The following is a 25,689-nucleotide window of genomic DNA, read 5'->3' on the forward strand; positions in this document are numbered from 1 at the left end:
TGCGGACTTACCTAAATTGTGTAAGGAGGTTGGGAACGTTATATTTATTCTCAGGAGAATCTAATCTGTTTCCCTAAGATCTATGTTTAACACCTGCATGTGAGGGGCCCTCTGCCTATCGGGTGTTAGCTTCAAGAAAGGCTTTTCGCTCATGAAGAATTCTGCACTCGTTCGTTCCACTGGTGCTGCGGCCATCCTCGGGCTGGCACTGTCGGTGGGGGGCATTGGTGTAGCTCAAGCTCCGTTTGCTGTCGCACAAGAGTCCACCCAAAAGCCCACCATTGATCCCGATGCTGATGTCACCTTGACCATCGATAAGCGCCTCAATCCGACCTCCATTGGTGGTCCGGGCACTGGTGAGGCCGACCCAAACGTCTCCGGTAATCCCCTGCAGGGCGCTACCTTCACCGGTACTTTGCTTAACGTCGACAACGTCAAACCAGAAGATCTTGGCAAGCTTACGGCTTCGAACTACAAGCAGCTGGGTGCCACTGAGACCGAGAAGACTGTCACCGGCACCACGGGCAACGATGGCCGGCTAGTCCTGGGCAAGAGCGATGGCCTGAAGCAAGGCATTTGGCTGTTTACTGAGACTATCAACGGCGAGGTCACCGACACTGAAACCGGAAAGACCTACAAGGCCTCGGAGATCGCCCCCTCCACCCCGTTCATCGTATCCCTGCCGTACACCAACGCGGCAGGTGACGGCTGGAACTACAACGTCACCATTCAGCCCAAGAACACCACTTCCGGCATCACCAAGGAAGTTAAGGACGCCGATAAGAATGTTGGCGATGACATTCAGTACCTGGTGAAGGGCAGCATCCCGGTGATTCCGAAGGGTGAGAAGCTCAAATCCTTCCGTGTCACCGACAAGCTGGACACCAAGAACCTCGAGAACATCCGCGCCAAGGTTGCGTTGTCCGATGGTAGCGCCATCGCTGAGGGCGCTGACTACACCCTCAACATCAATGAGGCTGCTGGCACCGTCGAGGTTGCATTCACTGAGGAAGGCCTGGATAAGCTAGCGAAGGCCGCAGCGGGAAGCACCGTCAATCTGACCATCGATGCCAAGGTGAAAGCACTCACCGGCACCGATGGTATTGCCGTGAACGAGGCTAAGCAGTTTGTCCACTACCCGGGCCAGGACAAGGAGACCGAGACCACGTCGAATAAGGTCAAGTCCTACTGGGGTCTGGTCAATGTGATCAAGACTGAAAAGGGCAAAGAGACCAAGCTGAAGGGTGCTGAATTCGAGCTCTACCGCTGCGAAGGTACTGAAACCAAGAAGGAACAGCTCAAGGATCAGAACAAGATCAAGATCGGCGATACGTCCACCTGGACCACCGGCGATGATGGTTCCGTCATCATCGACGGCATCCATGTCACCGACGTCGAGAACCACTCTACGAAGATTGACAAGTCCTACTGCTTGCTGGAGACCAAGGCTCCACGGGGCTACGTCGCTACCGCCGAGGTTTACCCCTTCAAGCTTGTATCCAACGAACAGAAGCTGAACACGACCACCCCTGTTCAGTACGACGCAAAGATTGAGAACAAGCGTTCCGAGATGCCGAAGCTGCCGCTTACCGGTGGTATGGGTATCGGAATCTTGGCTGCGCTCGGCGCCTTGATTGCTGGCTTGGCAGCTTGGACCGCCCGCCGCGCCAACACTGAGGCTTAGGACCTCAGCCTGACTGAGCGTATAGATCTCAGTTTATTCACCCGCGCCCTCTTCAGGAGGGGGCGCGGGGCCCACACTATTTTTCAATAACCACCGGATAGGGCGCGCTGCGTCCAGCAAGGTAGGAATTTATGGTTCTGCGTGATACCGCATCCGCAGCGGGGCCAAAAGACGCATCGAAGTCGCTTCTGAGGAAGCTGCTTCCTACGGTCGTCCTGGCGCTGTGCGCCATCGTTGCGCTGCTCTACCCAGTGGTAGTTACACAACTGAATAATTGGGAACAAATGCGCGTCGCTGACTCCTATACCAAGGAATTGGATGTGGCTGATCAGGAGGAAATCACCCAGAAACTTGTCTCTGCGCAGGCGTACAACGAGTTTCGCACGACGGGTCCTATTTTGGACCCTTGGTTAGCTAGAATTTCCGAAGATAACGCTGACTACCAGGCCTATCTTGCTGAGCTAGACACCCACGAGGTGATGGCGCGCCTCGTTGTGCCCAGCGCGGACATCGACTTGCCTGTTTACCACGGGACGAGCGAAGAGGTTCTGCAAAAGGGAGTCGGGCATCTCTATGGCTCCGACCTACCAGTCGGAGGAGACAGCACTCATGCGGTGCTCACAGCCCACACTGGCCTGACCAACGCCACGCTCTTTGACCACCTTACCGACGTGGAGAAGGGAGATCCGATATATATCGGAGTCTCTGGGCAGAAGATGAAGTACGAGGTTACGGACATTCGGGTTGTGCTCCCGCACGAGACGAGCAGCTTGCGTTCTACGCCCGGCAAGGATCAGATCACGTTGATCACTTGTACTCCTTACGGGATTAACTCGCATCGCCTTCTGGTGACGGCTGAACGAGTTCCCCTCGATGAAGAGGCCGCAGCAGCCTTCGCCCCCAGCAAGCTTCACTGGTTCTGGTGGATGTGGGCGTTGATGGCCGCGGCATTGCTCATCGCCGTACTGCTGGTCCTGTGGATTGCGAAGATCACGCGTAAATACAAAGAGGCCCACCACCCGTCATCCTTGGTTAAGGAATAGATTGCACATGTTCAGCACACAAAAATTCTCCCGCGCAGCGGCCGCCCTGTGCCTCGGAGGAATCCTATCGGTTTCTACGCCGGTGGTGGCAGATGCCAAGGTTATCTCGGGTTATGCGGGTGCCTCCGTCCACGTAGATCCGACGACGATCGGGGACGAACCCAACAGTCTGACTATCACGCTGCCGAAGGGCAACCCCTTCGATGAGCTTCGCCCGGGGGAGCTTCCTCCAGGTTCTCTGAGCGGTTATACCTTCACCCTTAAGCGGGTCGCAGACATCGATATCCGGACCCGCGACGGCTACGACAGTGCTCTCCGCCTGACCGTGGACAAGGCACGGGACCGTGGTTTCACCGACCCGACGCTCTCCCGTGTCAGCGACGAACAGGGCAAGGTTCGCTTCGACGGCCTCCCCGCCGGGGTCTACTTGATAGAGGTTAAGCCGCCTGCGCGCGCGGGCGAAAAACACGAAAATATTCGCCCGATGCTCATCATCCTCCCTGCGACTAATGAGGATGGCAGCTGGCTTCACGAGCTCAGTGTGAAAGCCAAGACTGAGGACGGTGGCGGCGACGTCCCGCCACCCACCGATATTCCCAATCCGCGGCCAACTCCCACTCCGACGCCAACCCGGGATCGACCAATCACCTCAACCTCGAGCACACCCGGCACCACCACGAGTCCGGTGCCCAACCCTTCCACCGACAAGCCAGGGCACCCGTCATCTGGCCGGTTGGCGCAGACCGGTGCCTCGGTCCTAGGAATCGTTGCGGTGGGGGCACTGCTATTGCTCCTCGGAGGCTACGTAATGCGCAGGAATAACAAAGGTGATCAACGATGAAGAGAATGGAAACGATGAAGAAGTTGCGCAGCGTGGCCCGTAAGAGCGCAGCGGCAGCCTTTACGCTTATGCTAGTTCTTGGCGCCGTCCCGTTGGTCGTAGAGAACAGCGGTTCTGTGCTGTCAACTCCAACAGCCGAGGCTCAAACTACGGTTCAAGCCCCGGTGACGATCAGCAGCGTGAAGACCGAATACAGCAACGTTTTCTCGGTTCATTTGGTGGCAACCGAGACGATGTTGATGAAGCGGCTGACTATAAATACCACGGAGAAGTTCGCTAGCAACACTGACGCCGGGGATCGAAAGCTGACAATCAACGGGAAGTCTTATCCAGTATCGTCGATCTCGTCCACGGTAAACACTTTGACCGTCAGCTTGCCAGACGGAGTCGAAGTAGAGCCTGGTACTCCCATCGTGGTCCAATGGAGGGCAGGTCAGCGCTATGCCCCGAAGCTATCGAGCATGACGGCCACTATGGAGGGAACTGAGCTAGTTTCCCCGGAGCCGCCAGCGGAAGGCAACCCAACGGAGGCGAAGAACTATCGCCCGCTCGGAAATAAGAGGGATTACGATGCCTGTCGGGCCAACAATGGTCTTCTTTTCTCGAAAACTTGGTGGGATAATACGCAAAACACCCGAAAATTTGGGGGCAAGGACGTCGGTATTGTCGAGGTTAAAGTAGAGGGAGTCGCTGATCTCACCAACGCGATTAACACCGCTGATCCTCGCCTGCAGTTGCGGTTCGGCTCCGCTCAGGCGGGGTGGACTGCGTTAAAGAAGGACGTTGACTACACGCTTACAGTGAGCGGCAATAGTGTCTATTTCAAGCTCAACGAAGACCACCAGCGCGCTGATTCGAGTGTCGTATCTTACGACGTGGAGGCACGCATCCCCTTGAACACCACTTCGAACGGATGCCAGATGACCTTGTGGCACCAAGGGCCTGAGTGGTTCGACCGCGATGCGAAACGAATTGATGTCGATGCGCCAGAGACACCGCGCGAAGAACTGGGCTGGCTGCCCGCTTCTTCCGAGAACCCGCCCCTGCCTCAACGCTGCGGTGGCAAGTTCGCGCTTGTATTCGATACCTCCTCCTCGATTGCTAGGGAACAAGGCCGTGGTATCTTTGCTAGCCGAGACGCTGGTCTAGGGGTCATCAACGCGCTGCAGGGGACCGGCAGCCAGATGGCGATTTATAACTTCGCTTCGGCACCCAAATCTATCCCCGGTATGTCGACGGACAAACTGAGCCTGAACAACGAAGGCGACGTTCAGAAGCTTCGCGACGCCGTCAATGCCATCGCCGAGCCTTTCGACCGTGACGGCCGTGGCGGCACTAACTACGAGGCTGGACTCAGCCAGGTTCCTTCCGGCGAGTTTGACGTGGTTTATTTCATCTCCGATGGTCTGCCCACTACAAGTAAGCGGGATTATCCCCTCGGTTTCGATTTCGGTACCCTGATCAACCAGAGTGACTTGTCGGCTGCGGTGAACGAAGCTAATCGACTGAAGGAATCGGGCACCAGGATTGAGACTGTCATGGTTGGTTTCGAACCGGTCAACGAGCATATCCTCAAGGACGATTACTTCGGACTCGGGACCGTCAAGAAGAAGAAGACACCGAATACGCCGGAAGCGCCGACAGGAATCGATAAGGAGTGGCCGAAGCTGGACGGTTACGGTTACCCGAGCTACTACGGTGAGACGGACTTTGTCCGTGATATCGTCACGGACGGCGAGGTACTGATGTGGGATACCCCGGATGAAAGCACCGCGACACAATATGTCATCACGAACCAACCCGAGATTTGGCGCGCGGCCGTGCGTAACACTAAGTCTATCGGTGAGGACATTTCCAGCAAGGACGCTGTCACTACCGTTAGCGACTTTGATCAGCTGGTGAATAAACTTAGCGATCTTGTGCTCAAGGATTGCTTTGGCTCAATCAACGTGACCAAGCTAATATACGGCGACGGTGATACCCCGACCCCGGGTAAAGACTGGAGGTTCGATACCTCCGTGGACAACGGGGAGAAGGACATCATTGACGGCGACGATGGTAGCGGGCGCGAATCCAGTGTCACGGACGTGACCGGTGAGGACGGAAGTTACGGTCGTTCGTTCGACCAGTCGGACGGCAAGGGCCAGAAGGTTACCGTGGTTGAGCACCAGCAGGACGGCTATAAGCTGCGTCCAGTGGGCGAGAAGAATGCCGTATGCACAAAGAAAGAGTTCGACGCTGCGAAGGGAACGTGGATTTCCTCTGATGCCGAAGTCCGAAACAATAATGACGATCCCAGTAAGCCTGGCTTTGGTGTGGACGTTCCTTTCCGCGCTATCGTGAACTGTACAATCGCAAACGAGACTGTAGCGGTGAGATTTGATCTTTCCGTAGAAAAGGTTGGGTTCGACAACAAGGAACAAGCGCTCGAAGGTGCGGAATTCAGTCTCAATAAGGTGAATGCGGACGGAACAGAGGAGCTAGTAAAGGTCCTCAAAGGCACCGATCTACGCGTCGAGGATCTTCAGGTGGGAGCGAAATACAAGCTCGTGGAGACGAAGTCTCCTCAGGGCTATCAGTTGCTGACACGTCCTGTGGTCTTCTATGTCAAGGCGGGCGCTGATGGTAAGCCCAAGATCGAACTTGAAGGAGGCGCAGCGCAGTACCCAGAAGTCTCCATCCGCATCGATGAGAAGGAAGACAACCACTCCATCATGCAGGTGGCTGATATTCGAAAGGGTGACCTTCCGGTTACTGGTGGCCAAGGACTCGGGTGGTTAGTGCTGTTTGGCAGTTTCTTAGCTGTAGCAGCCGCGTTTACTGCTCGAAGAGTGCGCATCTAGCCTGTAGAGGTTTATTTGCGAAGTTTGGTGAGGGTGGTGGGCCGCCCAAAAGGCGAGGCCACCACTTTGCTGTGAAGACCTCAAGTATGCGAGGACACTTCCGGCTTTCGTTGCGATGGTGAATCATCAGCGTCGGGGATCTATCAGCGAGCTAATGACGTAGCGGAAGGTGATTCTCTCGTAGCGATGTTCATCCCCGCATACGTGGACAAGGTCATCGCCGCGCTGCCGGAAGGCCTGGATACCATGGTGGGCTCGCGTGATTACCGCTTTTCCGGCGGTGAGCGGCAACGCCTCTCGCTCGCCCGCACGCTGCTGCGCCGCCCGCGGGTGCTCATCCTGGATGAGGCCACCTCGGTCCTCGACAACGAAACCGCGCGCGCCATCCAGGACGCAGTGCTCGGCTCGGATGCTACCCGCCTGGTCATTGCGCACCGACTATCCACCATTCGTGACGCCGACGAAGGGAATTAGCCACCATTCGGCGGGCGTCGATGTGAGGCCATTTTGGTCTATGTCTGTGACGGTATGGCTAAGCTTTCGAAGAACTTCGACGCCGAATTCCCTAATCACAAGTTCGACTACATCCTCTGAACACACACGGAGGGGATGCGGGCGAAATCTTGGAGGATTTCCCGTATGACTAATGTGCGCTGAGGCCCCGGGAAGCCCCCAGCGTTTGCTCTTGGCGGAAATCACTATTGCTGTCGTGGCGTTTCTTGCGCCGCGAACACTTCGCGCAGCAGTCGCGTGAGGGTGCTGCGCTCGGCGTCGGAAAGCGGTGCGAAAATCTCCTGAGCGATCTCCGCGCGGGCGGCCTTGGTGGCGGCGATGTACTCGTGGCCGGCGTGGCTGAGGCTGACCAGCTTGGCGCGGCGGTCGGCGGGGTCGGGCTCCACGTGCACTAGGTCCTCGGCCTGGAGGGCGTCAATGACCTCCGTTGCGGCGCGTGGGGTAACTTGCAGAATCTCCGCCAGCTTGCCGGGGCGCAGGCTCTCGCGTGCGATGATGCGCAGCGCGCGGTTTTGATGCGGGGCCAGGGGGAGCTGGCGGCTGCGGCGGCGGATCAAGTGGCTCAGGCGGGTGATGAGCTCGCCCAAATCCTCGTCTTTTGATGCCTGCGTATTCACACCGGGAATACTAGCACCCTTTCTGTGGTTTACTTCATTGTGAAGTAACTACATTAATACGGAAAGGGGGTGTCGCTATGCATCCACCGATGTTCACCGCCACCAAGAACCCCGACGACGTCGACCAGCTCAGCGCACACCCCGTGCGCTTTTCTCGCGTCGCCCAGCTGTTCCGGCCCCACCGGGCCACGCTGGCGCTCGTTATCGCACTCATCATCGCCACCTCTGGGCTGACTGTTGTACAGCCTTTCCTTGTCCGCGAAACCGTGGATGTGGCCATCCCGCAACAAAACGTTCACCTGCTCGTCTGGCTCGTGCTCGCCATGATTGGCTTGACCATCCTCTCGCAGTTTATCGGCGTAACCCAATCGTGGTTGTCCTCCAAGGTCGGTCAAAACATCATGCATGAGCTGCGCGTTAAGGTCTTTGGGAATCTCCAGTGTCAATCCCTTCAGTTCTTTACCCGCAACCGCGGCGGCGAAGTGCAATCGCGTCTTACCAACGACATCGCCGGCATGCGAGGCGTGGTGACCACGACGGCGACCTCCGTGGCCACCAACCTCACCATGACCATCGCCACGATCATCGCGATGGTGGCGCTCTCGCCCACGCTGTCCCTACTCTCCCTCGTGGTGCTCCCGCCAGCCGTGTGGCTGACCCGCCAAACCGCGCTCATGCGCCGCCGCATCATGGAGAAGAACCAGCAGGCACAGGCGGAGATGCAACAGACCATCACCGAGAATTTGTCCGTATCTGGTATGCGCCTGGCCAAAACGTTGGGCGCGCAGGAGCGCGTTCACTCGAGCTTCGCCCAGGTTTCCTCCTCGCTCATTCGTCTGGAGCTGGAGTCGCAGCTGGCCGGTCGCTGGCGCATGGCCACGATGCAGATTATCTTCGGCATCATCCCAGCCCTGGTTTACCTTGTGGCGGGCCTGCCTTTTACCGGTGAACACATCACCATCGGCACGCTGATTGCTTTCTCCACGCTGCAAACGCAGATTTTCCGCCCGATTACCGGCTTGCTCAACGTGGGCGCGCAGTGGGTGGCCTCGATGGCGCTGTTTAGCCGCATCTTCGAGTATTTGGACCTGGAGCCGGAGTTAGTGGAGCCCACCAAGCCGCGCACGCCCGCTGATACCTCGATCTCGCTTGAGCATGTGCACTACCGCTACCCGGATGCGCACGCAGATGCGCTTGTCGACGTCTCCCTCCACATCCCCGCCGGCACCACCCTCGCTTTGGTGGGGCATACGGGCTCGGGCAAGTCCACGGTGGCCTCTCTGGTAGCCCGCCTCGCGGACCCGACGAGCGGAACAGTGCGCATTGGCGACGTCGACCTGCGCGAGCTATCCGCTACCGAGCGCGCGAATCTCATCGGCGTGGTCTCACAGGAGACCTACCTGTTGCATGCGACCATCCGGGAGAACCTGCACTTCGCCAAGCCCGAGGCCACCGACGAGGAACTGTGGCACGTGTTGGAGCTGGCGAATGTGGCCGAGGTGGTGCGCGCGCTTCCCGACGCCCTCGATACCGTCGTCGGTTCCCGTGGTTACCGCTTCTCCGGTGGTGAGCAGCAGCGGCTTACCTTGGCGCGCACTTTGCTGCGTAACCCGCGCATCCTGATCTTGGACGAGGCCACTTCGGCGTTGGATAACGAGACCGAGCGCGCTATCCAAGATGCGGTGCTCTCATCGAAAACCACTCGCCTGGTGATTGCCCACCGACTGTCTACCATTCGTGATGCCGACCAGATTGTGGTCCTCGACGAAGGCCGCGTGGCCGAGAGTGGAACGCATACGCAACTGCTGGCTCGCGAGGGTGCCTATGCCGCGCTCGTGCATGCGGCAGAGCAGGAGGAAAACTAAGAAACCCGCCGGTTAAGGCATGAAACCTGCGGCGGGAAATGGAGCCGACGACGGGAATCGAACCCGCGCCAGCAGCTTGGGAAGCTGCAGTTCTACCATTAAACTACGTCGGCGCAATGCAATAGATGCATTGCCGAAAAGCATAGCACTGCGCATAGTTTCTAAAGCAAATGCCTTGGCAGATGTATCGGTAGAAGTGCAAGACGCGTAAACTCTAGGCTGTGCTTCTTTCAGATCGTGATATTCGTGCAGCCATTGACTCCGAGAACCTAGCCATCGAGCCATACGACGCCGAGATGGTCCAGCCCTCGTCTATCGACGTGCGCCTAGACAAGTTCTTCCGCGTCTTTAACAACTCGCGCTACACGCACATCGACCCAAAGGAAGAAATGCCGGACCTCACCAGCCTGGTGGAGGTCGAAGAAGGCGATGCTTTCGTGCTGCACCCGGGCGAGTTCGTGTTGGGTGCGACCTTTGAGAAGTTCACCCTTCCGGCAGACCTGGCAGGCCGTTTGGAAGGCAAGTCCTCGCTCGGCCGATTGGGCTTGCTGACGCACTCGACTGCGGGCTTTATTGACCCAGGCTTTTCCGGCCACATCACGCTGGAGCTGTCCAATACCGCGAACCTGCCGATTACGCTGTGGCCGGGCATGAAGGTGGGCCAGCTGGCTATCTTCAAGATGTCCTCGCCAGCTGAGAGCCCCTATGGCACCGGTGCGCTGGGCTCGAAGTACCAGGGCCAGCGCGGCCCGACCCCGTCGAAGTCTTACCTGAATTTCCGATAGTCTTCACGCACCGTTTACGTAACAGGCCTACCATTTCCGTTTATGCGTATGACGGTTATTGGCACCGGTTACCTCGGTGCAACGCATGCCGCCTGCATGGCTGAGCTCGGTCATGAGGTATTGGGCGTGGACGTGGATGAATCTAAGATCGAATCCCTCAAGAACGGCGAGGTTCCCTTTTATGAACCAGGCCTGCCGGAGGTCCTAGAGCGCAATATTGCGGCCGGGCGCCTCGATTTCACCACCGATTACGCGCAGGCAGCGCGGTTTGCGAACGTCCACTTCCTCGGCGTTGGAACGCCACAGCGGCATGGCTCTTATGCCGCAGATATGACGTATGTAAAGGCCGTCATTCGAGACCTCGTGCCGCTTCTGGAAGGCGAGCACGTCATCCTTGGTAAGTCCACCGTTCCGGTGGGTACCGCGGCGGAGCTGCAGGAGATGGCGAATGAGTTGGCCCAGGAGGGCAGCCACGTGGAAATTGCGTGGAACCCAGAATTCCTGCGCGAGGGCTACGCGGTCAAGGACACTATTACCCCGGACCGCATCGTGTTGGGTGTGCGGGGCGTGCAGTCCCGCGGCGAGGCTGTAGCCCGTGAAGTCTATGCCAAGCCGTTGGCGCAGGATACGCCGTTTATTGTGACTGACCTGCAGACCGCCGAGCTGGTGAAGGTCTCTGCCAATGCCTTTCTGGCCACTAAGATTTCCTTCATCAACGCGGTCTCTGAGATTTGTGAGATCGCAGGCGCTGACGTGGTCAAGCTTGCCGACGCCATCGGATACGACGATCGCATCGGCCGCAAGTTCCTAGGCGCGGGCCTGGGCTTCGGCGGCGGTTGCCTGCCGAAGGACATTCGCGCGTTTATGGCTCGCGCAGGCGAGCTCGGCGCGGACCAGGCCCTGACCTTCCTTCGCGAGGTCGATGCCATCAATATGCGCCGCCGTGATCGCATGGTCGATATGGCTAAGAATGCATTCCAGGGCTCGCTCCTAGGCCACCGCGTGACGGTGCTGGGCTGTGCTTTCAAACCCAACTCTGACGACGTCCGCGATTCGCCGGCGCTGTCCGTGGCGGGTTCCTTGTCGCTTGCGGGCGCTGCCGTCACCGTCTATGACCCAGAGGGCATGGACAACGCCCGCAAGGTCTTCCCGACGCTGAACTACGCGGCTAACTGCGAGGAAGCACTACGTGAGAGCGAGCTGGTTATCCTCGCAACCGAATGGCAGGAATTCCGCGATCTCGACCCTGCGGCCGTGGCCGGGCTGGTGTCGAGCAAACACATCATTGATGGCCGTAACGTCCTCGACGTCGCCGCCTGGCGTGCGGCCGACTGGACCATCGAGGCCCTCGGCCGCGCCCTCGAAGGCTAGGCCGGTTCTGCCTCGTGGGTGACCGCCACTGGGCGACGCCGCGGGATGGTCAATGCAGCGATGAACGTGGTCATGGGCACCGCGAGAGTCAAGGCCATGGCACCGAGCGCCGAGCGCAGTAACTCCGTGGACACCAAGTCGCTGGAGAGGATCTGCGTGGCCGGGCGCTCGGCTGCAGTAATCAGCATGAGAAGCGGCAGCGAAGCGCCGGTGTAGGTCAGCACGATGGTGTACACCATCGATGCGATGTGGTCGCGGCCCACCTTCATAGCGGACAAGAAGAGATGGCCCGGCCGCGCCGTGGGGTCCAAGTTGTGTAGCTCCATCACCGTGGAAGCCTGGGCCACCGCGATGTCGTTGAGGCTGCCCAGCGCACCGATGATGAAGCCACACAGCAGCACACCAACGATGGACACGCCTGGCATGTAGAGCAGCAGCTTGAGGTTATCCTCGGAGCTAAGGCCCTGCAGCTGCGTCGAATCGATTGAAGCGTGTGCCAGGAAAGAGGCGAGCAATAGCGCCAGCAGCGCGCCGCCCAGGGCGCTCGCTGCCTTCCAATTCAGGCCATGCACGAGCGGGACCACCACGAAGATGATGGCCGCCGAGGTCACCATGGCCACGAGCAGCGGGCTGTGGCCCTCAATCAGCGACGGGATGAGGTAGTAGAAGATTGCGGCCAAGCTCAGGCCTAAGCCGATGAGGGAGCGCACTCCGTGCCAGGCCGCGAACGCGATGATGACAATCGCGGCGACGATGGCCCACAGGACCAAGTTCCCGGTGCGCTGGTAGTCCGCAAAAGAATAGTTAACGGAGGCGTCCCCGTCGTTGTCCGCGGTGGACTCAGAAAGCACAATTTTGTCGCCCACCTTCAGCTGTGGGTCGCCGGCCACGCCGAAGTGCACGAGCTGAGTCTGCTTGCCTGCGTTGCGGCCCGAAGTGATGTCGATGAGCGCACGGGTGCAGTCGCCGCCCGGATCCGCCGGAATCAGCGGTGGCTTGTCGAATGCCTTGCCCGTCTGGTCTGACTGGCACAGCGCGTGGTCTACCGTGGTCACGGTTCCGTGGACCTCCGGGTGATTGAGCGCGTAAGTTTGCGAGAACTCCGCACTGGTGTGCTCGCTAGTGGGCGTCGTCGGACGCAGCAAAACCAACCCCACCAGCGTCACGAGGAGCGCTAATCCAAGAAACCCCATGAGTCCGATGCGCCACGGATTGTGCAGCGATGGCAGCGTGACGGGGCGACGTTGGAAAAGCGAAGAGCGGCTTCCCTGCGAAGCCGCTCTTTGATCGGAATGTTTACCCATGCCGCTTATTGTGAATGATGACCATTACAAATAGCAACTGGGCAAGTCTCGGTGTGCTGGACATTTGCGCAGCACAGTCGGGCCTACAAGCTACTGACGGTAGCTCGCCAGGAAGTTACCCAGGCGCTCAATAGCGTTCTCTAGCTGGGATGCCCAGGGCAGAGTAACCACGCGGAAGTGGTCCGGGTTTGGCCAGTTAAAACCAGTGCCCTGGACCATCAGAATCTTCTCCGCGCGCAGGATATCCAGCATCAGCTTGGAGTCGTCATGAATCTCATGGACATTCGGGTCCAGACGCGGGAAGCAGTACAAAGCACCCATCGGCTTGGTGACGGAAACGCCCGGGATCTCGTTGAGCTTCTCGTAGGCCACGTTGCGCTGCTTGAGCAGACGTCCGCCCTCACCAGTCAGACCATAGATGGACTGGCGTCCACCGAGCGCCACCTGGATGGCGTGCTGGGCTGGGACGTTTGGGCACAGACGCGTACCCGCCAGCAGATCCAGGCCCTCGATGAAGCCGCGTGCATGGCTCTTCGGACCGGTGAGAACCATCCAACCAGCGCGGTAACCAGCCACGCGATAAGCCTTGGAAAGACCGTTGAAGGTAATCGTCAGCAGATCCGGAGCGAGGGAAGCGATCGAGATGTGCTTCGCGCCGTCGTAAAGAATGCGGTCGTAAATCTCATCGGCGAGGATGAGCAGATTGTACTCGCGTGCGACGTCGACGATATTCTGCAGCACCTCGCGGGAGTAGACGGCGCCCGTGGGGTTATTCGGGTTGATGACCACGATGGCCTTGGTCTTCTCAGTGACCTTGGCGCGGATGTCCTCGATGGATGGGTTCCAGTCATCCTCCTCGTCGCAGAGGTAGTGCACCGGGGTGCCGCCAGCCAGGGAGGTTGCGGCAGTCCACAAAGGGTAATCGGGAGCTGGGATCAGTACCTCGTCGCCGTCGTCAAGCAATGCCTGAGTGACCATGGTGATGAGCTCGGAGACGCCGTTGCCCAGGTAGACGTCGTTGACGTCGAAGTGCGGGAAGTCCTCCAGCTCGTAGCGAGTGACGATCGCGCGACGCGCCGGAATGATGCCCTTCGACGTGGAGTATCCCTGGGAAGTCGGCAGCGCTGCGATCATGTCGCGCATGATGACGTCCGGGGCATCGAAGCCGAACACGGCAGGGTTGCCGGTGTTCAGCTTGAGGATGCTGTGGCCGTCAAGCTCCATGCGCTCCGCCTCCGCAGAGACCTCACCACGGATGTCATACGCGACGCCCTTGAGCTTGGTGGATTGGTCGAAAATGCGTGAGTTCGGTGTAGTCATGGAAAGTATTCTGCCACTTACAGGCGATTAAGTTCTCAACTAGACTACTTTTTGTTCCACTGATCGAGCTTGCGCTTGGCAAGGTTCATGGCCTCGCTGGTCAGCTCGCCTGCTTGGCGACGCCGCTCCGCCCACTGCGCCTGCTCCAAAGCTTTCTGTTGTGCGCGTTCCTGGGCTGTCTGCGCGAGGATCTCGCGACGCTGCTGCCGCTCGATTTTGCGCGGGGAAGGCTGGTGCCAAGACTCGGGGCCGACCTTGGCCACGTAGAGCATAATCCACAGGATCGGAACCAGGAAGAGCGCGCCGACGCCTCCGAGTATGGCCACAGCGCCTGCGGCATCGCTTGCCACGAAGCAGGCGATTGAGGCGAAAGTGAGGGCAATGGTGCCCGTCATGGCGGTGGCCAGACGCGGCTTTTTGCCGGCTTTGTATGCACGCTCGACCTCGCCGCGGGAGTAGATCTTTATCTCCGTGGCAGAAACCGCCGGGATGTCCGTGAACAAGGGGACCAGCTCGCGGCGGGTGGTGGCGCGCATGACGTCGTCGGAGCGCTCCTCGAATTCCTCCATGGTCAGGCGACCCTCGCCCACGGCGCGGGCGAGATCGTTGATGGCGTCGGTTTTCTCTGCGTCGGATAGGCGCATCGAATTCGCGGGATCAAAAGGGGAGGCTCCGAAGCTATGCGTCATGGTTTTACTATAGGAAAACCAGCGGACACATGCGTGTGCTGCTAGCGATCATTTCTTCTCGGCGCCTTTTTGTTCAGCGCCCTCTCGGCCCTCTTGCTTGGACTCGGCGGCCTTCGCCTTGGACTGCGCGTTTTCTTCCTTGCCCTTAACGAGGCTGGACAGGAGCGGGAAGATGGCGACGGTTAGCGCGCCACCGGCGATGAAGATGGAGGAGGTCTCTTCGTCCACGATGCCGGAGCCGACTGCGATGGTCATAACAGCGACGATGATCGGTAGACCCGTTGCTGCGTAGAGGGCCACCTGGAGACGCTCGCGGGTGGTCTCGATGTCGGACCCTGTGTGGTGGATGTTCTCGCGCAGGAACACGGGCAGGCCACGGGTGACGAGAATGAGGGCGGGGATGCCAAGCACCTTGAGCGGGTTGTTGACGATGACCTGCCAGTCGATGGACATGCCTGAGACCACGAAGAAGACCGGAATCAGCATGGAATAGCAGACAACGTCGAGGCGGTTCTCGAGCCCCTTGTGGAACTCGTCGGGGATGATGCGGTTGAGGATGATGCCTGCCGCGAATGCGCCGAGGACGATGTCGAGCTCGAAGACCGAGGTGACGGCCATCAGGATGGCCAGGATGAGGATGATAAGGCGCAGGATGGTCTGGTTCGTGGAGCCAGCGCCGGAAAGGAATGCGGTCTTGAGCCACGGCACTGCGACGATGAGCGCGCGCGGCATGACAGCGACGCCGACGGCGATGACGATGAACGCCAGCAGGATGAGCATGGTGCCTAGCGTGGAGCGGGTTCCCAGCAGGAGAGCCATGGCGGTGATGGGAGCGACCTCGCCGATGGCGCCGTGAATCATGACCGAGTCGCCGACTTTGGTGCCGATGAGTTTGTCCTGCTTGAGCATCGGCGTAATCGTGCCGAGCGCGGTGGAGGTTAGTGCGATGGCCATGACGATGGCACCAGGGATGTCATTGAGCAGGAAATAAGCACCCACGAGACATGACACCATGCAGATGAGCCAGGTGGAAAAACCGGTAGCGGCTTGTTTAGATTTCAGCGTCGCAAGATCGATTTCGAAACCCGCGAGGAGGAATAAAGCGCCGACGCCCAGCTCTTTGAGCATGCCGATGCCGGGGTCCTCGTGGGCGAGGTCGAGCATCGAGGGGCCGATGATCATGCCGAAGATGATGAGCAGGGCCACGGCGGGCATTTTGTTCTTGAGCACGTAGGAGACCAACGGGGCCAGGAGGGCGGCGGCCATGATCCATGCAAAGGAGACGAGGGAAGGAGTGTAATCGGCTTCCCCCGAAGCGAGCACCACGGTGTTGGCGGCGCTTAACGCGTCGAAAATCATGAGAACAGCGTACGCGGCGAGAACCCCGACTGCCTATTCATCCAGCAAGTTTGGCTTACTCGTCGCTTAGTTGTGGCTCACTTGTGGCTGACTTGTGATTCAGAAGGTCTTGCCTGGGCTCCGTTGTTTCCTGCACTCGTCGTGTTGCTGGGCCCGCTGTATATCTGGCCACGCTGTATCTCTGGGCGCGTGTTTCATGCCGTCGTGGCGTTGCTGTTTCGCGTTTCTCCGTCTCCTCGCAAAAGCCCAGACCTGGAACCCCACACCTGGATATTCAGACCTCCAGGTCGCGGATAGTTTCATGGCTAAACTTTTTAATCGCGACCTCAAGGTCTGGTTTTCCAGGGGTGCACTTTTAAAAACGCCCTCAGAGTCCACACACTTCCGGCACCCCAAAATACAAAATCTGGAGCAATTCAAAGAAGTCGTTGCTCCAGATTCACGAAATTAGTCAGCGGCCGGCGGTGCAGGCGGTGCAGGCGGTGCAGGCGGAGTTGGTGGCTGCGGCGTATCCGCACTCAACTGTGGTGCTGCTGGCGGAGTTGGTGCCTTTGGCAGTGAAGTTGTGCCAGGAGCAGCCGGTGCACTTGGCGGCGCCGGTGTTGGAGCCTTCGGTGCTGCTGGTGCAGGTGGCGGTGTGGCGCCCGACGCGGCTGGCGGTGCGGGCGGAGTTGGTGCTGGCGCTGCTGGTGTTGCCGGCGGCACTGGTGCAGCTGGCGCGGCGGGAACTGCAGGTGCAGGTGGCGGTGTGGCGCCCGACGCGGCTGGCGGTGCGGGCGGAGTTGGTGCTGGCGCTGCTGGTGCTGCCGGCGGCATTGGTGCTGCTGGCGCGGCGGGAGCTGCAGGAGCCGGGGGTGCGGCCGGAGCGGGAGCGGCCGGAGCAGCAGCCTTGGTGGTAGGTGCGCTGGCGGTTGTTTCGGTCGGCGCAGCGGGGTCGGCGGTCGTTGCAGCTGAAGACGCAGGAGACGCGGGAGACGCAGGAGACACAGGAGAAGCCGGGGAGGCCGGGGCAGCTGGCTTTTCGGGCGCACGCAGGCGGGTAGGCGTGCCCAAGAAGGCCTTCGGTCGCGGCTGCGGCAAGGTGCCGTCGGCGTCGGCAATGGACGAGCGCAGCATGAGGGCGACGTCGGAGACGTTGGGGGAGGGGGCGTCGGAAAGTGCTTTAACGCCGCCGGTGAACATGACGTTGCAGAACGGGCAACCCGTGGCGATCTCCTCCGCGCCGGTGGCGATGGCCTGCTCCGCGCGGAACTCGTTGATGCGGGTGCCGAGCTTTTCCTCCATGAACATGCGCGCGCCGCCAGCGCCACAGCAGAAGGCCTCGTCGCGGTTGCGGTCCATCTCTCGGAGGGAAACGCCAGTGGCTTCCAGCAACTCACGCGGCGGGTCGAAGACCTTGTTGTGGCGGCCTAGGAAGCAAGGGTCGTGATACGTAATAGGCTTGCGGTTCTCCGGCGTACGCGGGATCGGCTTGAGCAGGCCCTCACGCACTAGGCGGTTGAGCAGCTGGGTGTGGTGGAAGACGTCGAAGTGCCCATCGAAGTCTGGGTATTCGTTACGCAGCGTGTTGAAGCAGTGCGGGCAGGTGGTGATGATCTTGCGCTGGCCTTCCGGAACGCCTTCGAAAGCGTTGTTCAGGGTCTCAACGTTTTGCTGCGCCATCATCTGGAACAGGAACTCGTTGCCGGCGCGGCGCGCGGGATCGCCGGTGCAGGTCTCACCAGTAGAAAGCACGCCGAACTTCACGCCCGCCGTGTGCAGCAGGTCCACCACGGCGCGGGTGGTCTTGCGGCCCTGTTCGTCGTAGGCACCGGCGCAGCCGACCCAGAACAGGTATTCCATGTCGGAAAAGTCCGTGGCGTCCTCGCCGATGACAGGCACCTCGATACCGTCGGCACGTGCCTCATCGATCCAGGCGCGGCGCTCAGAGTTATTGCGGCCCCACGGGTTGCCCTTGGTCTCAATGTTCTTGAACAGTCCGGTCAACTCAGAGGGGAAGTCGGATTCCGCCAAGACCTTGAAGCGGCGCAGGTCAGCGATGTGGTCGATGTGCTCGATATCGGTCGGGCACTGGTCCACGCAGGCGCCGCAGTTGGTGCAGGACCAGAGGACGGCGTCGTCAATGGCGTTTGCCAGAGCCAACACGTTGACGCCCTCGTGCGGGTTGTAGTTCTCGACCGCGGCATCGCGCATGTCCATCACGAACTTCTTCGGGCTCAGCGGCTTCTCGGTGTTCCACGCCGGGCAAAGGTCCTGGCAGCGGCCGCACTCGGTGCACGAGGTGGTATCAAGCAGCATCTTCCAGCTGCCGGGGGCGATGTCTTCTTCGAGGTCCGGGGTCGGAAGGGAGCCGAGTGCCTTGTCGCCGCTGACGTTGCGTTGGAAGAAGATGTTGAAAAACGCCATGAAGCGGTGCCACATGACGCCCCAGGTGAAGTGGCGCGAAATCAGGAAGATGAAAATCAGGCCGGTAAGCAGCTTGAACAGCGCGAAGAAGGACACCAGCGCCGGCGAGGCGGGAAGCAGCTTGGCCAGGTGGATGGAAAGGAAATCCGCCCACGGGGAGCCGTGGCCAAACGCCGCGATTTTCGACGCCTTGACCAGTAGCATTCCAAGCCCCTCCAGGAAGACTACGGCCTCGACGATGCGGGCGGGGCCTGCCTGAGAGTTGTAGAAACGGGAGCCGCGCTCGGTGTGTCCATACTTGAGGCGAACACCGATGAGGAAGCTAATGCCCACAACGGTGGCGATGCCGAGGACCTCTTCGATGAAGTGATAGACCGACCAATGCGATAGCAGCGGCCAGCCTCGCGACGGCGCGAAGGTCTGGATATAGGCTTCAAACCAGACGAGGATGCCGAAGAGGAACCCCACCATGACTGCCCAGTGTGCCGCGTTGACGAAGGGGCGGCCCTTGAAGTGCGTGTGACCGAATACTTCCACCACGACCCTCCACAGGCGCTTGCCGAGGTGGTCGAAACGCTGCAGCAGGGTTGGCCCGCCGGAGCGAATGAAAGCGAACATGCCCCATGCCCGGTACGCAAAGTAGCCCCACACGGGGATCGAAACGAGGATGGCTAGCCAACCGAAGACGGCTGTCATTTCACGGACTCCTTATAAAGTTGCGCGCAGATATAAACAGCCTAAACGGTGGGCGCGCAAAGATGGGAGTTGGTATTCATCGCGGTTTTCGAGCCGAGCGCGGCTGAGTTCTTAGCGCGGCGCTTCCATGACTAGGATTTGGTCGGCGTCCATGAGGGAGGACACACGCTGGGCGACGGCCACCATCGTGGCGTCGTCAAGCAGCGGGCTCTCGTGCAGGGCCTGACGTACGTTCGCGGCGGTGACCACGCCGAGGAGAACCGCCACGGAGACCCAGACCAACCAGGACAGTCCGGCATCCTCGCGCACCGTCATGACGATGCCGCCGGTGTGCCAGATGTAGTCAATGTCCACCTTGGCCACGCCGTTGTCGATAATGTCAGCGTTGAGCGAGAGACCAGAATGCGAATATGAAGAACATGACTAGCCGCGTACAGGTGGTATCGGCTGAATCACGTTTGGTCGCTAAAAACAGACTGGCGCAAGTTGCGCGCGGCGGGTGACGGTGGCCCAGTCTTCGGGTTGCTCGGTGGGCCGGTATAGCCCTTCCCAAGAGGTAAAGGCCACGCCGCGGGCAGCCAGTTCTAGGGGGAGAAGGCGGCGGTCGCAGTGTGCGGCCAACTGGCTGAGCTCGCGGGCGGTGATGTCTGCCTCGCGGCCTTCGCCCACGCGCACGTTGCCGAAAAGGCGCAGGCGCGGGGCGGTACCGGCGGGGCAGGGGCTGGCGGCGGCCTCATGGCGGACACCGGCTAAGCCGGCGAAGCGACGGAGCAAACCGAAGGGGGCGGGCTTGGCGCAGACGAGGTCCACACACATGCCGGCGCCGATGAGCCTTTCAGCTGTGGATAGCGCCGCCGGGCCATCGCCGACGATTGCGACACGCTGCATGGAAACCTCCTTGGTTTATTGTTTATAGACTGTTTTGTCTAATAATCTAGTCCGAGCTGTTCAGTTCTGGCAATTTTTATTCTTGCATTGCCCCAAGCTCATCGGCCTATTCGCGTGCTCAGCGCGCAACTTATGCTGCACGAATGCGCCGCCTTGCCTAAAGTGAGTCGGCATGACCCAATCGTTAAACCTGCTGGACGGCGACAAGCCCTACCGCGACCCCAGCATTAGCCCGGAAGGCACGCGCGATACCGCGCCGCTCAACCAAGATATTGCCGCGAAAAACGAGCGCCTTGTCGATGAATGGGCGGACAAGCTCTATGCAGAATCCGCCGAAAACATCATGGCGTGGGCCGCAGAGCACGCGCCGGGCCGGCTGGCAGTAACGATGTCGATGGAAAACACGGTGCTGGCGGAGCTCGCGCACCGCGCACAGCTAGACGCAGACCTGCTCTTCATCGACACTGGCTGGCACTTCCCGGAGACGCTGGCTGTCGCCAACGAGGTTGAGGAGCGCTATGCGGACCTCCCCCTAGTCCGCGTGAAACCGCTGCTGAGCCCGGAGGAACAGGACGACATCTATGGTCCGAGGCTCTACGCACGTGATACCGGTGCATATAACCGTATGCGCAAAGTAGAACCGCTGAACATGGCGATGGACCCATACGTTGGTTGGGTGACCGGTCTGCGCCGCGCGGATTCTGAACATCGCGCCACGGCCCCGGCGCTGAGCCTGGACGAGCACGGAAGGTTAAAGATTTCGCCGATGATTACCTGGGATTTGGCAGATACGGATCGCTATATCGCGGACAATGATCTGATTATCCATCCCTTGACGCTGAAAGGCTATCGCTCTATCGGCTGTGCGCCCTTGACCTTTCCGGTGGGTAAGGGCGAGGACGCTCGTTCCGGCAGGATTTTTGGAGACGGCAAGACAGAATGCGGGTTGCACGAATGACACAGAAAAACACACTTTCGCCTCACTTAAAGGACTTAGAAAATGAGTCCATCCACATCCTGCGCGAGGTAGCGGGCCAGTTCGATAAGGTCGGCCTGCTTTTCTCCGGCGGCAAGGATTCCGTGGTGGTCTTCGAATTGGCGCGCCGTGCCTTCGCACCGGCAGTGGTGCCTTTCGAGCTTTTGCACGTTGATACCGGGCATAACTTCCCGGAGGTCATCGAATTCCGTGACCGCTTGGTTGCTGAGACCGGTGCGCGCCTGCACGTGGCTAAGGTGCAAGATTGGATTGACCGCGGCGAGCTGCAGGAACGCCCTGATGGTACACGCAATCCGCTGCAGTCGGTGCCGCTGGTTGAAACCATCGCGCAGCGCCAGTACGACGCCGTGCTGGGCGGTGCCCGCCGTGACGAGGAGCGGGCACGCGCGAAGGAACGCATCTTCTCCATCCGCGATTCCTTTGGCGGCTGGGATCCGCGCCGCCAGCGCCCAGAGCTGTGGGATCTCTACAACGGCGGCAAGATGGCCGGTGAGAACGTGCGCGTTTTCCCAATCTCCAACTGGACCGAGTCCGATATCTGGGAGTACATCGGCGCACGCGAGCTGCAGCTTCCTTCCATCTATTACTCCCACGAACGCGAGCTGTTCAATCGCAATGGCATGTGGCTGTGCCCAGGCGAGTGGGATGGCCCGCGCGAGGGCGAGGAGCTTAAAAAGAAGACCGTGCGCTATCGCACCGTGGGCGATATGTCCTGCACTGGCGCCGTTGAATCCACGGCCTCGACCCCGGAGGAAATCCTGGCGGAGATTTCCGTTTCCACCCTGTCCGAGCGCGGCGCGACCCGCGCCGATGACAAACTCTCCGAGTCCGCCATGGAAGACCGCAAGAAGGAAGGCTACTTCTGATGACTAATTCTTCACTCGTCGAACGCCTCACCACCCGCGAGACGCTGCGCCTGTGCACGGCGGGTTCTGTGGACGACGGTAAGTCCACCTTCGTTGGCCGCCTTCTTTATGACACCAAGTCTGTGCTGGCGGACCAGGTAGAATCCATGGAACGCTCCTCGGCGGACCGCGGTTTCGACGGCATGGATTTGAGCTTGCTTGTCGACGGCCTGCGTGCCGAGCGCGAGCAGGGCATCACGATCGATGTGGCCTACCGCTACTTTGCGACGGACAAGCGCACCTTCATCTTGGCGGATACCCCGGGCCATGTGCAGTACACGCGCAACACAGTCACCGGCATGTCCACCTCCCAGGCAGTGGTGCTGCTTATCGACGCCCGCCACGGCGTCGTCGAGCAGACGCGTCGCCACCTCAACGTCGCGGCACTCCTGGGCGTGCGCCACGTCATCCTCGCCGTGAACAAGATCGACTTGGTCGACTATGACGAGGCGACCTTCCGCGCCATTGAGGAGGACTTCCACTCCATCGCCAATCGCCTGGGCATCACCGACTCCACTGTCGTACCCATCTCCGCGCTCAAGGGCGATAACGTTGTCGAGCCGTCCACCACTATGGACTGGTACACCGGTCCCACGGTGCTGGAGGTCCTTGAGTCCATCCCCGTCACCGGTGGCCGCGCGGAGGAGCTCGACTTCCGTTTCCCCATTCAGTACGTCATCCGCGAGCACGCCTCGGACTACCGCGGCTACGCGGGACGCATCAAGGCGGGCACGGTTGCGGTCGGTGACGAGGTGACCGCGCCGCATGGTCGGACGACAACGGTCACTCACATCGACACCACCGACGGCGAACTTGGCCCCGAGGAGCGCGCGACCGCCGGTGATTCGGTGGTGCTGCGTTTGGCCGATGAAATTGACCTAACTCGTGGCGACCTGCTGGCGGGCAGCGCCCGCCCGGCCGATGCCCGTGAGTTCGCTGCGACTGCGGTGGTGCTCACGGAAAAGGACATCACGCCGGGGCAGATGCTCAAGCTGCGCTATGGAACCTCGCTGGTCAAGGCCCGCGTGGCATCGGTAGACCGCATCCTGGACTTGGATGGTGTGGCTGACGATGAGGCGCCGGAGAAGGCGAGCCTCAACGACATCGCGTACATCACCGTGCAAACGCAGGCTGAGCTGCCTGTTGAGGACTACGCGGCGCGCGGCGCGGTGGGTAACTTCTTGCTCATCGACCAGGCCAATGGCAACACTCTGGCCGCGGGCTTCGTGGGCAAGCGCCTGCGCGGCTAGGGTTTTACTGGTGTAACGGTAGAGTTCTTTAATGTGATTGATTACAGTGCCCGCATTTTGTTTGTTGCTGCCGTCGATAAAGAAGCAGCCGCTCTTCCGGAAGGTACGCCTTTACTCGTTACGGGGATTGGTACTCTGCCTGCGGCAATTTCGCTCACTGAGTACCTCACCGTCGCGCGTGAGGAGGGTACTTTGCCGGAGCGCGTGGTCAACATCGGCACGGTGGGCGCGCTGCGCGATGACCTGGATGGGGTCTATGAGGTTGACCGCGTGGTCAAACACGATTTCCAGCTCAAAGTGCTAAGCGATATCTCCCGCTACCTGCTGCCTGAGGTAATTGAGCTTCCCACGAGTAGCAAGTTCCCGGTTCAGGGACTGGCCACTGGTGACATGTTTGTTTCCGACACTGCTACTCGTGACCGCTTGGCTGTCGACTCTGGACTTTGTGACATGGAGGGCTACGCCATCGCAGCAGTGTGTCAGCGATTTGGCGTACCAGTCACCCTGTTGAAGCAAGTATCTGACCCAGCCAACGAGTCCTCCGTTGGCGCCTGGGATGATGCGCTTCCCCGAGCTGCACATGAGCTAGCTGATGCTGTGCGGGAATTGGGCTTTCTACCGCGCTCCTAGCTCGGCGAATTTGGGGCTGGTGCTTCGATGGGCCCAAATGGTGAGGAACAAATGGTGAGGTCACGCAACATGCGTCCCAGCAGGTAACTGTAGCCGCAGGAGTTGTGGGGCGACCTCACCATTTGGAGAGCGGGTCCGCGAAGAGGGCTATGCCGAAGGGCGCGGCGCAATCATGTTGTAGAGCTCGCGGACCTTGGCGCGTGGGGAATCCGGGTCGAGTTTCTCCACGGAGCGGGCGGCGTCGAGCTCTAGGCTGTTGCCGGAAGCATCGATGTGGGCCTCGGCGTCTTCCTTCTGCTTCTGCAGGCGGGCCTTACGCTTCGGCTTCGGGGCGCCGGTGACAATCTCCGCCTCGTTCGGGTCAACCTCACCAGCGCGAATGGAGGTAACCAGTGCCTGGTAACGGAAGATGACACCAATGGTCGCCGCCACCGGCACCGCGAGGAATGCGCCGACAATGCCAGCCAGCGCAGAGCCCACCGTGACAGACAGAAGGATGACCGCAGCGTGCAGGCCCATAGCCTTGGACTGCAAGATCGGCTGTAGGACATTGCCCTCAATCTGCTGGACTGCAACGACCACGAGCAGGGCAAGCAGTGCGGTTGTCAGGCCGTGGGAAACCAGGGCCACGATAACGGCGAGGGCGCCGGCGGTAATCGCACCGACCAGCGGAATGAAGCTCGCGAAGAAAGTCACGACACCGATGACGAATGCCAGCGGTACCTGCAGGACCATGAGGCCGAGGCCGATGAGAACGGCGTCGACAAGCGCGACGGTGGCCTGAGCCTGGATGTAGCCCGAGAGCGTCTTCCAAATGCGGTTGCACAGCTCAGTCATGTGCCAACCGGCTGGGAATCCGGTGTACTTGCGCATCCACGGTAGGAACTTCTCGCCTTCCTTAATAAAGAAGAAGGTCAGGAAGAGCATGATGACGACGGTCACCACGATGGAACTGACCGTGGAGAAGCCGCTCATGACGCCGGTGGCGATGTTGGAGGCTTGGCCCTTGGCCGCGTTGGTTACATCATCGATGAGTTGCTGAACCTTGGTCTCGTCAATATCGACAGGGAGCTTCTTGCCGAGCTTGATGAGCTCATCGATGCCGCCTTGGGCCTGTTGGATTAAGTCCTGGCTCTGGCTTTTCACGGTCGGCGCCATTGCGGCGAAGATGCCGGTGACGATGGCGAAGAAGCCCAGCAGAGTCGTGGCTGCGGCCAGCGCGCCGGGGAAGTGCAACTTCGTGCGCATCCAGGCGGTCACAGGGTAGAGGACCGTGGTGACCAAGATGGCCAGGATGACTGGCAGGAGGCCGGTCCACAGGAATTTCAGCAGGTAACCAGCAATGGCCGCAGCCGCGATGATGAGGATAAGGCGGCCAGAGGCCTTTGCCAGCGTGCGGAAATCTTTTGCTAAGACCTCCGTCTTCAGGTCCTCGCGAATCGGCTTCGGCGCATCGGAGCCCACGCCCTCGGCGTCATTGCTGACGATCGGCTGCGGTAGCCGGTGCTCGGCATGTTCCGCGCCCTGTGGGACTGCCACGGGGTCTTTGGCAGATGAGGCAGATGTATCTTTGGATTTCACCTGAACTATCTTGCCATATAAATACATCCGCCCGTCTCCCAAAAGTGCAGGAGACGGGCGATTGCCACGCAGCCACGGTTGGCTGCTGGTAGCGGCTGGGCG

At 60.0% G+C, this 25,689-nt stretch carries 20 protein-coding genes, 1 tRNA gene and 1 pseudogene; 12 read left to right on the forward strand and 10 right to left on the reverse strand.

From position 1 onward, the window contains the following. Positions 1-151 precede the first annotated feature (151 nt). The 5 genes and pseudogenes from CHU71_RS01790 to CHU71_RS01810 form a co-directional block, all read left to right on the forward strand. A complete protein-coding gene (locus CHU71_RS01790) occupies positions 152-1,684 on the forward strand; it encodes a SpaH/EbpB family LPXTG-anchored major pilin (protein WP_147759978.1) in 1,533 nt (510 codons plus the stop codon). A 131-nt stretch (positions 1,685-1,815) separates the two neighbouring features. Next, positions 1,816-2,727, forward strand: coding sequence for a class C sortase (locus tag CHU71_RS01795; RefSeq protein ID WP_147759979.1), 912 nt, complete (start codon positions 1,816-1,818; stop codon positions 2,725-2,727). Between the two features lie 7 nt (positions 2,728-2,734). Continuing rightward, positions 2,735-3,568, forward strand: coding sequence for an LPXTG cell wall anchor domain-containing protein (locus CHU71_RS01800; protein WP_147759980.1), 834 nt, complete (start codon positions 2,735-2,737; stop codon positions 3,566-3,568). After that, on the forward strand, positions 3,565-6,411 hold the full coding sequence (locus CHU71_RS01805; protein WP_147759981.1) for a SpaA isopeptide-forming pilin-related protein: 2,847 nt from the start codon (positions 3,565-3,567) through the stop codon (positions 6,409-6,411). Before CHU71_RS01800 ends, CHU71_RS01805 begins: the two co-directional genes overlap by 4 nt. Positions 6,412-6,609: 198 nt before the next feature. Then, positions 6,610-6,876: pseudogene (locus CHU71_RS01810) on the forward strand (ATP-binding cassette domain-containing protein); the annotation flags it as partial. Positions 6,877-7,109: 233 nt separating this feature from the next. Here the strand turns inward: CHU71_RS01810 and CHU71_RS01820 are convergent. Then, on the reverse strand, positions 7,110-7,541 hold the full coding sequence (locus tag CHU71_RS01820; RefSeq protein ID WP_187271992.1) for a MarR family winged helix-turn-helix transcriptional regulator: 432 nt from the start codon (positions 7,539-7,541) through the stop codon (positions 7,110-7,112). A gap of 77 nt (positions 7,542-7,618) precedes the next feature. On the opposite strand from CHU71_RS01820, the gene CHU71_RS01825 reads away from it, so the two are divergent. Beyond that, entirely contained in the window at positions 7,619-9,406 is a 1,788-nt protein-coding gene (locus CHU71_RS01825; protein WP_147759985.1) for an ABC transporter ATP-binding protein, read from the forward strand. 39 nt (positions 9,407-9,445) lie between these two features. On the opposite strand, the gene CHU71_RS01830 is transcribed toward CHU71_RS01825, so the two are convergent. After that, a tRNA-Gly gene (locus CHU71_RS01830) sits at positions 9,446-9,519 on the reverse strand. 108 nt (positions 9,520-9,627) lie between these two features. Between CHU71_RS01830 and dcd the strand changes: the two genes are divergently transcribed. Next, complete coding sequence (gene dcd, locus CHU71_RS01835; RefSeq protein WP_147759986.1) at positions 9,628-10,191, forward strand: dCTP deaminase; 564 nt, start codon at positions 9,628-9,630, stop codon at positions 10,189-10,191. A gap of 42 nt (positions 10,192-10,233) precedes the next feature. Then, positions 10,234-11,562 (forward strand): UDP-glucose/GDP-mannose dehydrogenase family protein, encoded by a 1,329-nt coding sequence (locus CHU71_RS01840; protein WP_147759987.1) that lies wholly within the window; start codon positions 10,234-10,236, stop codon positions 11,560-11,562. On the opposite strand, the gene CHU71_RS01845 is transcribed toward CHU71_RS01840, so the two are convergent. The 7 genes from CHU71_RS01845 to CHU71_RS01875 all read right to left on the reverse strand — a co-directional run bounded on the left by CHU71_RS01845 (position 11,559) and on the right by CHU71_RS01875 (position 20,224). Continuing rightward, positions 11,559-12,755, reverse strand: coding sequence for a YibE/F family protein (locus CHU71_RS01845; protein WP_147760114.1), 1,197 nt, complete (start codon positions 12,753-12,755; stop codon positions 11,559-11,561). The two genes, CHU71_RS01840 and CHU71_RS01845, sit on opposite strands and share 4 nt — an antisense overlap. A gap of 201 nt (positions 12,756-12,956) precedes the next feature. Further along, positions 12,957-14,186 (reverse strand): pyridoxal phosphate-dependent aminotransferase, encoded by a 1,230-nt coding sequence (locus tag CHU71_RS01850; RefSeq protein WP_147759988.1) that lies wholly within the window; start codon positions 14,184-14,186, stop codon positions 12,957-12,959. A 44-nt stretch (positions 14,187-14,230) separates the two neighbouring features. Beyond that, entirely contained in the window at positions 14,231-14,875 is a 645-nt protein-coding gene (locus CHU71_RS01855; protein ID WP_223197351.1) for a DUF1707 domain-containing protein, read from the reverse strand. Positions 14,876-14,923: 48 nt separating this feature from the next. Beyond that, entirely contained in the window at positions 14,924-16,234 is a 1,311-nt protein-coding gene (locus CHU71_RS01860) for a cation:proton antiporter (RefSeq protein ID WP_147759989.1), read from the reverse strand. 447 nt (positions 16,235-16,681) lie between these two features. Beyond that, positions 16,682-19,336: a (Fe-S)-binding protein gene (locus CHU71_RS01865; RefSeq protein WP_147759990.1), complete on the reverse strand. Its 2,655-nt coding sequence runs from the start codon at positions 19,334-19,336 to the stop codon at positions 16,682-16,684. 111 nt (positions 19,337-19,447) lie between these two features. After that, positions 19,448-19,699: a hypothetical protein gene (locus tag CHU71_RS12745; RefSeq protein WP_187272006.1), complete on the reverse strand. Its 252-nt coding sequence runs from the start codon at positions 19,697-19,699 to the stop codon at positions 19,448-19,450. 102 nt (positions 19,700-19,801) lie between these two features. Continuing rightward, positions 19,802-20,224 carry a hypothetical protein gene (locus tag CHU71_RS01875; protein WP_049151374.1) on the reverse strand — a complete coding sequence of 141 codons (423 nt, stop codon included), beginning with the start codon at positions 20,222-20,224 and terminating at the stop codon, positions 19,802-19,804. Positions 20,225-20,396: 172 nt separating this feature from the next. Between CHU71_RS01875 and CHU71_RS01880 the strand changes: the two genes are divergently transcribed. The 4 genes from CHU71_RS01880 to CHU71_RS01895 are packed head-to-tail and all read left to right on the forward strand — an operon-like array spanning position 20,397 to position 24,006. Then, the gene (locus CHU71_RS01880) at positions 20,397-21,182 is read left to right on the forward strand and encodes a phosphoadenylyl-sulfate reductase (protein WP_147759991.1); all 786 of its coding nucleotides are present in this window, start codon (positions 20,397-20,399) and stop codon (positions 21,180-21,182) included. After that, positions 21,179-22,087: a sulfate adenylyltransferase subunit CysD gene (gene cysD / locus CHU71_RS01885; RefSeq protein WP_046646119.1), complete on the forward strand. Its 909-nt coding sequence runs from the start codon at positions 21,179-21,181 to the stop codon at positions 22,085-22,087. Before CHU71_RS01880 ends, cysD begins: the two co-directional genes overlap by 4 nt. After that, positions 22,087-23,376: a sulfate adenylyltransferase subunit 1 gene (locus tag CHU71_RS01890; protein WP_147759992.1), complete on the forward strand. Its 1,290-nt coding sequence runs from the start codon at positions 22,087-22,089 to the stop codon at positions 23,374-23,376. Before cysD ends, CHU71_RS01890 begins: the two co-directional genes overlap by 1 nt. A gap of 33 nt (positions 23,377-23,409) precedes the next feature. Beyond that, a complete protein-coding gene (locus CHU71_RS01895) occupies positions 23,410-24,006 on the forward strand; it encodes a nucleosidase (protein WP_147759993.1) in 597 nt (198 codons plus the stop codon). A 147-nt stretch (positions 24,007-24,153) separates the two neighbouring features. On the opposite strand, the gene CHU71_RS01900 is transcribed toward CHU71_RS01895, so the two are convergent. After that, complete coding sequence (locus CHU71_RS01900; protein WP_255456372.1) at positions 24,154-25,545, reverse strand: AI-2E family transporter; 1,392 nt, start codon at positions 25,543-25,545, stop codon at positions 24,154-24,156. Positions 25,546-25,689 lie beyond the last annotated feature (144 nt).

Origin of the sequence: Corynebacterium sp. LK14, assembly GCF_008042215.1 — a bacterium.
Lineage (GTDB): Bacteria > Actinomycetota > Actinomycetes > Mycobacteriales > Mycobacteriaceae > Corynebacterium > Corynebacterium striatum.